This is a genomic window from Streptomyces sp. NPDC127092 (genome assembly GCF_042722475.1).
Lineage (GTDB): Bacteria > Actinomycetota > Actinomycetes > Streptomycetales > Streptomycetaceae > Streptomyces.
In genome coordinates this window covers 1-2,347 of the sequence record NZ_JBHXFE010000135.1, presented here as the reverse complement: position 1 = coordinate 2,347, position 2,347 = coordinate 1, and the positions used below count along the sequence as shown (strand labels likewise).

Here is a 2,347-nt window from a genome sequence, read left to right as displayed (position 1 = left end):
GCGCTCCAGCAGATCGCGACCGAGGCTGCGATCTGCCCAGTGTCTGCGTCATAGTCAGTCACGAGAGAGAATCTGAGTTGTAGTGGTAGTGGGACTGCAGGGGCGGTCGGTTGGTAGTTGGGGGCCATTGGAGTTTCCATCGGCGATCGCTGACCGGTCACAAGTAGACCGGAGTTCGTTCGTTAACAGGCTCTGGTGATTGGGCAGGCCCAACTACGGGCGATCTTCCAGGTACCGTCCTCCCCGACGAACGTCACCGTGCCCAGGTCACCAGGAGACTTTCCGTCGACAACGACCTGCCCACGGGCGGATACTTCACCGTTACCGGTGCGGGTAGCCGAGGTGAACTCGACCGTCAGTTTCTCCTGGACAAAGCGTTGGGCAAGAGCCGGATCGCTCTCGCTCACCCCCTGGAATAGCTTCACGCGATCGGCCAATCGAACGTCGTAATCGAGGGCGGTCTCGACGAGCCGTCAACTCCGCCGGTGTCGGGTCCGCGGTAGCCGGGACCTCAGGTGCAGCTGCTGCAAAATGTTGACTCCACGCCCGCCGATGATGCTGGCGCGGCTGGACGTGCCTCGCCCGCTCGGCGTATCCGAAGTACGCCCGGCTCTGGTTCATCCCTGATCCCAGTTGCGAGGGCCGATTGCGGCCGATCGCCAGATAGCCAGGTCAGGGTGAACTGAATTTCGGGGTTCTAGCTGGTAAAATCGAGATTTGATCAGCAGTGGAGAGGAGCGTCCGTGACTCGCAGTGAAGCTCGCCGCAGCCAGGCCGTGACCGAAGGGTTCGATGTCGAAGCCCGCTGGCCTGAACTGTTCGCCCGCCTCAATCAGGCTCAGCGGCGCAGTGTTGTGCAGTCGCTGGCGAGCGCTTGGCACGAGGGCTGGACTCCGAACCGTGAGGATGTCGAGAACCTGACCGATCGGGCTCGCGGGGCAATCGATCGGACCGAGTATCGGAGGCGCGCTCATGCCGCCGCCAGGCGGCATACGGTGGCAACTCGCTGACGTGCCCGCTTCTGGCTCCTGGGACTCGTACTTCTATCCTCATCCCGACAACGGCACGCTGCGTAACCTGTTCGACGAGCGTGCCCCTGACGTTCTTGTCCGCCTGGAATACGTCGAGACTGTCGAGCGGCACCGTGAACTCTTGGCCGGTGAGGTGGCGATCGCCCGGACCTACGACAGCGACCACGTCCGGGCGATCCACCAACATTTGTTCCAGGACGTCTACCCATGGGCTGGGCAGTATCGCACGGTCAACATTTCGAAAGGTGTCGCCGGCGACTTCGCCGACGTCACCACCGGCGAGATCGACCGCTACCTGACCGATGTGCACCAGTTCGTGGTTTCCACGGAGTGGGGCGGTCTCGACCATGGGGAGTTCGTAGAGCAGGCCGCGGTGATATTCGCGTACCTGAATCAGGCTCACCCTTTCCGGGAGGGCAACGGCAGGACCTCGAAGGTCTTCATGGATCACGTCGCCGAACAGTCACGTTTCGAGTTCGACTATGCCAGGGTTTCCCCCGAGGTCTGGAACCAGTGCTCGATGCTCAGCGGCCCGGACGCCTACGACTACCCACCACACCCCGATTTGCTTGTCCCGGTTTTCGACCAGATCACCGTGCGACGGGAGGAACCGCCCACCACCGCCGTCGAGGAGATCCGGGCACAGGAGGTAGGGCAGCCCACCGAACGCACCCGATACCGGTCTCTCGACTACCCACAGCCGCCTTCGGCGGCCAATGCGATCCGGTACCGGCGAGCGCGGCCGGCTCCGGATCGGGACCGTGGCCCCACCCGCGCCCCCGAGCTCTGACCGCTTCTGGTCGCATTCTCTCTAGGGAAACCCAATGCTCCAGTAGATGATCCGAGCCCTCTGCCAGCCCAAGTCACCACGGGCCACCCGAGCGGTGTTCCTTGGGCTACTTGCCGCGGGGTTCACCCACACCCTGGCGCGGGAGGACACGTTGACCGGTGAGTGCTTCGACGACACCGGCAAGATCCTGAGGAGAGAGTTGACCGGCCGACGGCGGGCGCGGAGACGGTGTGGTCGGTGGGGTTCGGATTGTCCTGTTGTCCATGAGCACCTCACACGAAGAGCCGAACCAGCACCGCTGGTAGCGTTCGCGCAGGCTGTAGGGGTGTGACCCGATTGGCCGGGCCTCACCCGAGGTGGCACGGAAGGTGCGGCGAATGGTTCAACAGCAACGAGCGGCGGTGACCCGGGCGCAGATCGTCCGCGGGGCCGCGGAGATGTTCGACAAGTCCGGGTTCGAGGGTGCGAGCCTCGTCGAGATCCTCGAGGCGGCGGGCATGACGAAGGGGGCCTTGTACTTTCACTT

The 2,347-nt window shown here is 63.7% G+C and carries 3 protein-coding genes; all 3 read left to right on the top strand.

What is annotated here, in order from left to right; genetic code table 11:
* Positions 1-743: 743 nt before the first annotated feature.
* Complete coding sequence (locus tag ACFWJO_RS37980; protein ID WP_386872702.1) at positions 744-1,010, top strand: hypothetical protein; 267 nt, start codon at positions 744-746, stop codon at positions 1,008-1,010.
* A 1-nt stretch (position 1,011) separates the two neighbouring features.
* Positions 1,012-1,821, top strand: a complete 810-nt coding sequence (locus ACFWJO_RS37975; RefSeq protein ID WP_378493847.1) for a Fic/DOC family protein — start codon at positions 1,012-1,014, stop codon at positions 1,819-1,821.
* A gap of 377 nt (positions 1,822-2,198) precedes the next feature.
* A partial coding sequence (locus tag ACFWJO_RS37970) for a TetR family transcriptional regulator (protein ID WP_386872704.1) occupies positions 2,199-2,347 on the top strand: 149 nt, incomplete at its 3' end.